The organism is uncultured Campylobacter sp., assembly GCF_938040115.1.
Lineage (GTDB): Bacteria > Campylobacterota > Campylobacteria > Campylobacterales > Campylobacteraceae > Campylobacter_A.
On sequence record NZ_CALHXD010000297.1, the window covers coordinates 1 to 5,678 of the forward strand.

6 protein-coding genes and 1 pseudogene are annotated in these 5,678 nt (G+C 43.0%); 3 read left to right on the plus strand and 4 right to left on the minus strand.

The window, feature by feature from the left end; translation table 11 throughout:
- From Q0314_RS10080 to thiE, 3 genes and pseudogenes are all read left to right on the plus strand, one after another.
- Window positions 1-264: pseudogene (locus Q0314_RS10080) on the plus strand (hypothetical protein); the annotation flags it as partial.
- Between the two features lie 45 nt (window positions 265-309).
- The gene (locus Q0314_RS10085; RefSeq protein ID WP_298058681.1) at window positions 310-1,092 is read left to right on the plus strand and encodes a hydroxymethylpyrimidine/phosphomethylpyrimidine kinase; all 783 of its coding nucleotides are present in this window, start codon (window positions 310-312) and stop codon (window positions 1,090-1,092) included.
- Window positions 1,085-1,687 carry a thiamine phosphate synthase gene (gene thiE / locus Q0314_RS10090; protein ID WP_298058682.1) on the plus strand — a complete coding sequence of 201 codons (603 nt, stop codon included), beginning with the start codon at window positions 1,085-1,087 and terminating at the stop codon, window positions 1,685-1,687. The genes Q0314_RS10085 and thiE overlap by 8 nt, the downstream gene beginning before the upstream one ends.
- Window positions 1,688-2,055: 368 nt before the next feature.
- Here thiE and Q0314_RS10095 read toward each other — a convergent pair whose 3' ends face one another.
- The 4 genes from Q0314_RS10095 to Q0314_RS10110 all read right to left on the minus strand — a co-directional run.
- Window positions 2,056-2,265: a hypothetical protein gene (locus Q0314_RS10095; protein ID WP_298058685.1), complete on the minus strand. Its 210-nt coding sequence runs from the start codon at window positions 2,263-2,265 to the stop codon at window positions 2,056-2,058.
- Complete coding sequence (locus Q0314_RS10100) at window positions 2,255-3,589, minus strand: hypothetical protein (protein ID WP_298058687.1); 1,335 nt, start codon at window positions 3,587-3,589, stop codon at window positions 2,255-2,257. Before Q0314_RS10100 ends, Q0314_RS10095 begins: the two co-directional genes overlap by 11 nt.
- 105 nt (window positions 3,590-3,694) lie before the next feature.
- On the minus strand, window positions 3,695-4,840 hold the full coding sequence (locus Q0314_RS10105) for a type II and III secretion system protein (RefSeq protein WP_298058690.1): 1,146 nt from the start codon (window positions 4,838-4,840) through the stop codon (window positions 3,695-3,697).
- Window positions 4,794-5,678: zonular occludens toxin domain-containing protein (locus Q0314_RS10110; RefSeq protein ID WP_298058693.1), on the minus strand; the 885-nt coding region annotated here is incomplete at its 5' end. The genes Q0314_RS10105 and Q0314_RS10110, both read right to left, overlap by 47 nt.

Below are 5,678 nucleotides of genomic sequence, written 5' to 3' on the forward strand. Positions count from 1 at the left end.
GACTGGGCAAAGAAAAATCACGCGGAAATTTACGAGTGCCTAACCGGTAAAAAGCTAGAAGACGAAAAAGCAAAGAAAAAGCCGAAAAAAGCCGAAAATAACGCTACTAAAAACGTTCAAACCGAGCAAAACCCTACAAGCGAGCAGCCTAAACAAACGCAGCCGCAAACTCCGCCGCCAGCACCGATGGAGTCGCAAGGAAACGGCCCCGTAAATTTAAGGGAGCTTGGAGTCGAGTTTGGCAAGGATTTTGGCGACAAATAAATTCGCCCAAAGACAAATTTAACAAAAACCGCTCAAGGTAAAACAATGAAAAATCCTAAAAAAAATATCCTAATCATCGCAGGCAGCGACAGCATCGGGGGTGCCGGCGTGCAAGCCGATATAAAAACCTGCGAGGCCTACGGCTGCTACAGCGCGACCGCTATCACGGCTCTAACCGCGCAAAATACGAGCGGCGTGAGTGCAGTAATGCCCGTAACGCCCGAGTTTTTAAACGCGCAGCTAGAAGCAGTCTGCGCCGAGCTAAAATTTGACGCCGTAAAGATCGGCATGCTCTTTAACGAACAGCTCATAGCCTGCGTCAAAGCCTGGCTGAAGCAAAACCGCAGCATAAGCGCCGTGATAGACCCCGTCTGCGTGGCAAAATCAGGTGCCAAACTCCTGCAAGAGGGCGCCATAAACGCACTAAAAGAGCTTTTGAGCCTAGCTCGCGTCGCGACGCCAAATTTAGACGAAGCGCGCACTTTAGGGTTAAATTTTGACGGCGAGCGGTTAAATTTGGGTGCGGATCTGCCCTGCGACGTCGTGCTAAAACGCACGCGAGCGAGCGAGATTTGCGAGGACACGCTTTATAAAAAAAGCGGCGAGATCGTTAAATTCGGCGAGCCGCTAGAACGTCCCACAATCATGCACGGCGCTGGTTGTAGCTTCGCCACGGCTATCGCCTGCGCCCTAGCGTGCGGGGCAGACGAGATTACGGCGATCAGTCGCGCCAAAGCCTTCGTCGCAAACGCGATCAAAAACGCCCACGGCTCAAATTTCGGCGTGCGGCTGCTAGATCACAAAGCCGCAGGCGCAAACCGTGGCTAAAATTTACGCTATCACGGACGACGTCCTAACGCCAGAAAATAGCGTACTAGAGCAAACTCGCGAGCTGCTAGAGTGCGGAGTGAAATTTTTACAGTACCGCACTAAGCTTGAGCCCAAAAACGAGCGCGTAGCGACTACTCTAAAAGAGCTTTGCGAGCGCTACGGAGCGAGATTTATCGTAAACGACGACGTAAAATTTGCAGCCAAAATAGGCGCAAACGCCGTACACATTGGCAAGGACGACGGCGGAGTAAAGACCGCTCGCAAGATTCTAGGCGAGGATGCATTTATCGGCGTTAGTTGCTATGACGACTTAAATTTAGCCCTAAAAGCGCAGGACGAGGGTGCTTCATACGCAGCATTTGGCGCCGTGTTTGCGAGCCCGACCAAACCAAACGCCCCGCTTTGTAAATTTGAAACGATAGTGCGCGCAAAGGAAATTTTACGTATCCCGGTTTGTGTGATCGGCGGCATAAACGCAGCAAATATCGCGCAAATCACCGCTCTAAATCCAGACTACATCGCCGTTATCTCAGCGCTCTACCGCCCCGCATCCATAAAAGAAAATTTGCGAAATTTGCAAGCGTTTTTGTAAAAAAGCCCGCAAATTTAGGCCCGCTTTATGTACAAGCAAGCAAAAGCGGCGATTTTCCCGCGCGTTAAGACGGCGCGCTCAGGCTTGATTACCCGGCCCGTCCAAGACACGGTAGATCAAAGCTCGTATTTGCAGGCTAAATTAAAGCCCGCGCGATGCTCCGACCAAATTTAAGCCAAGTTCGCAAAATTTGCTCCGATGGGGTTTGAAACGAGGTGCTAAAAGAGAGCGGCGAGCCTATCGACGGTGCAAAATTTACCCCATTGGGGTTTGAAACTCATCAAGCAATACTCTAACCCCCACCACAAGCAAGTGTAAATTTACCCCGTTGGGGTTTGAAACCGCATTGTTCTTTATCGTCAAAATAATCAGCGTGTTTGTGTAAATTTACCCCGTTGGGGTTTGAAACTATCGCTTAGCCACGATCTAACGTCGCTGGGTTTAATTTCCTCAATCTCTTTATCAAAAAAAAAGCTAAGCCTATTGTTTACTATTCCCTCGTTCTTGCAAAAGGTAGAAAATTTCCAACCGGCGCGGCCGAGCTTTAAATAAAGATCGGCATAGTATTTAAAATTCATATTCCCTCAATCCCCTCTCGATAAAATCCTCAATATCAAGCGCGTTTAAGTCGTGTTTCTCATTTTTCTTGGTAAACGAATTTAGCCCCCGATCTAGCATTATGTTTTCGACGTAAGCTAAGTGCTGAATGTTGCAGTTTTTCTTATCGAGCTTTGAATAATAATTATATAGCTCATAATTTTTCATCCATAGAGGCGGTTTTTTGAATTCTTTTCGGTTTTTCATAGCTTCAAATTTGATTTTTCGACCCTCGCGCACATACCAGGCATCAACCCAGGCATCAAGCTCAGGTTTTATGCTTTGAGAAGTTGTTTTTTGAGGGGGTTTCTTGCGATCATAGCTATTTATAAGCCTATCGCAGGCATAATGTTCAAGCTTACCGTTATCATAAATGATAACTTCCTTACGCTCAGGAATATTTATATAAATATAATCGCTAGCCTTATCCCACTCTAGCACGTTGTTATCGTCGTTTTTAAAGTTGTTTAAATGATAAAAGTCTTGCATTGTAGATATAAAATTTATCTTTCTATATACCCACAAAGGGACATTACTACGAGACGTTAAAAATCGCCTTACCTTATGCTTTACATACCACGCGGCAAGATCGTCTAATTCTTCGGTATGATTAAAATTTATGAAAGTCTTTTGAATATACTTCATCACGTAGCCAGCGGGATTATTAATACTCGTCTGAAAACCATTTGTTTCACCATTCGCTATCTGTTCGCGCGAAATAGCGTTAACGCGTAAATTTTGAGGAGCGTAAAAAATATCTTTATAGATTCGTCTCAAAAAATCAATAGTATGCCCCGGCACGAACAAAAGCGCATGAATATGCGGTACGCCGTCTTTTTTATGAGGCTCAAAGCACCTAATGTAAGACCTAGTGACGCCTTTAAAATGACGATTATAACGCATAATAAGCAAATTCCATTGATAATTTAATATGGCGCATAAATCGCCAATAGTAAGGGGAGCGCCTTGCTTAACCTTATATTTGACTTCGGTCGGCAAAAATTTCATATCTTTATCCCTAAATTTGGAATAATCACCCAGAAGAGCGCCGCGAAAGCAACCATTTAGAGTGATAGTTAAAAATACCGGACGTTGCTCGTAATCTATCGCAAACGAGCCGAAAGTATTTACGCGGTTTGCCACCTCTGCGTAATACTTATGACTTAAATTTGCGGACATAGAAAAATCTAATAAGTTTCTAACCTCTCCGAGGTCATTAACAAAGCTAAAACTTCGCATATAGGCTTTTTGATTTTCTAGCTTTTCTTGACATTGAATCCGGTCTAATTTAGATATTCCAAACACGCCCAACCTTAAAGGTAAGAGTTTTTTATTAGATTGACAAGGCGGTGCGTTACTTCGCGGGCGCTGCGCGCTCCGCTCAGTTTCCGCTCCGCTTGTATTATCTATTTAGATCACTTGTATCGTTAAGGTTACGACGCTGCTTATATCTTGGTCTTGCTCCACCGAAAACAGATATTTTAAAATAAAAATATCCTTAAGAACGGGGATGCCGTTACGTTGTTTTACGGTGTTGGTCTTATTAATGCCTGAAAGCACCAAAACATCGCCGCGCCGTAAAGAATACGAGCTTTTTAGCTCTTTTTTAGACGTCGTGGGGGTTAGGGTGTTTGAGCTTGATAAAAGATCCTCGAGCACCAGATGCAAATCAAAATCCACGTGGTCTTTTAAAATCACGGGCTTAAGCGTGATTTTTAAGCCCACGTCCTTATACTCGTAAGAATTTTGAGTAGTGGTCTGCGTCGCAGACGTTTGAGAATTTTGCACTAAGTAAGGAATATTCTCGACGCTGCTAAAATAAACTTCGGTATGATTTTTAGCCGTCAAAAAAGGGCTGGATATAATCTTAGTCAGACCGTGGGTATCGAGGAAATTTAAGACGCCGAAAAATCCCTCGCTATCGTTTCTTACAACGTTTGAGTTCGTAGTGTAGGGCGAGGTGATAAGATTTATATAATAGGCTAAATCGCCGTGATTTAGCGGCTTAAGCAGGCTTTGAAGCTTGGTGCCGCGGTCTTTGATGTCTTTTAGGTTGGTTTCCGTGATGGTAAGCTTAAACTGCACCTGCTCGAGCTGCTTATCTATACTCTTTACAGCGTCTTTGATTTGATCGTAAATATGCTCGTCGGCTCGAAAAAAAATGGAATTAGAGGATTTAGAGTAGGTGGCCTTAATCTCGAAATTTGAGATTATACGCTGCACGTCGTCTAAAACGTAATTGCTTAAATCGATACGGCGCAGATCAAGGCTAGGCAGCTTCTTATCCGTTACGTAATAAAAATTACCTTGCTTGTAAAGGTATAAGCCTTTTGACTCGAGCATCTTGCGGAACATATCAAGACTTAAATTTGTCTCTTGCTGAAAGATAAAATAGTAATAGCTGCCGTCGATGCTGTCGTCGGTAACTATAGTTATGTTATTAGACTTACTTGCAAGCTGGGCAAAGCTTGCAAGATCGGTATAGATCATCTCGGCTTTTAAAAAGCAACTATTTAAAAATACTAGGACCAGGAATATCTTTGCTAGATTTTTCATTTACGGCACCTTTATAAGAATTTGATATTTGTTTTAGGGGCTCGAGAACGTCCGAACCCAGGACGATAAAATATTCAGTTATATATTTGCTTTTAGTAGTAGAGTAAAAATACAAAGGCTTAGAGCCTGAAATAGCGTGAGAAATAAAACCGTAAGGAAAAGTATATTTTTCATTTTTAAAATTACAGACGTCGTCGATACAAGAAATATCATAAATATAAGTTTGGCTAGGTTTATCTTTAGCTTGCGGGGTAGGTTTGGTTTGATGCGCGGAGCGAGATTCAAGGTTTGAGCCGGAAAGTTGAGCGCCCGGAGACTCAAGGTCGGGCCGAGTTTCGGAAGCGTCCGGCTTAAACTGCTGCAGGAAAAAATAAAAAACGATAAGCAAAACTATAAAAATAAATAAACCTAAATAAATATACTGACGCACGAAAGATTTTTGAGAGCTATCCTGCCCGGAATGGTATAAATCAAAGACTTCTTTAAGATAAGGAATAGTTAAGGCCTCTAAAACGTCCTTTTTATAAAGCTTATAGCCTGAATACTTAATATAACGAAATTTGTTTTTAAACAGCCTCTTTGCGCTATCCACGGCTTTTAAAAAATACTCCGTGATACGCTTGTATTCGTCGTTTATGAGGCTTAAATCTTGCGTGATAAGATAAATATCCTGGTATAAGTGGCGATGATAGGTAAGCCACCAAACGAGAACGGGATCTTCCTTAGCTTTTAAAAAGTTGTGAGCCTCATCAAGAACTATAAAAACACCGCTTAAATTTAGCTCTTTAGCACGCTCGTTTAACTCCGCGTCGGTAACTTTAGAAATATAAAGAGCGTG

Coding starts and splice junctions, on each gene's coding strand:
- Q0314_RS10085 (WP_298058681.1), top strand. CDS start 310: ATGAAAAATCCTAAAAAAAATATCCTAATCATCGCAGGCAGCGACAGC.
- Q0314_RS10095 (WP_298058685.1), bottom strand. CDS start 2,265: ATGAATTTTAAATACTATGCCGATCTTTATTTAAAGCTCGGCCGCGCC.
- Q0314_RS10105 (WP_298058690.1), bottom strand. CDS start 4,840: ATGAAAAATCTAGCAAAGATATTCCTGGTCCTAGTATTTTTAAATAGT.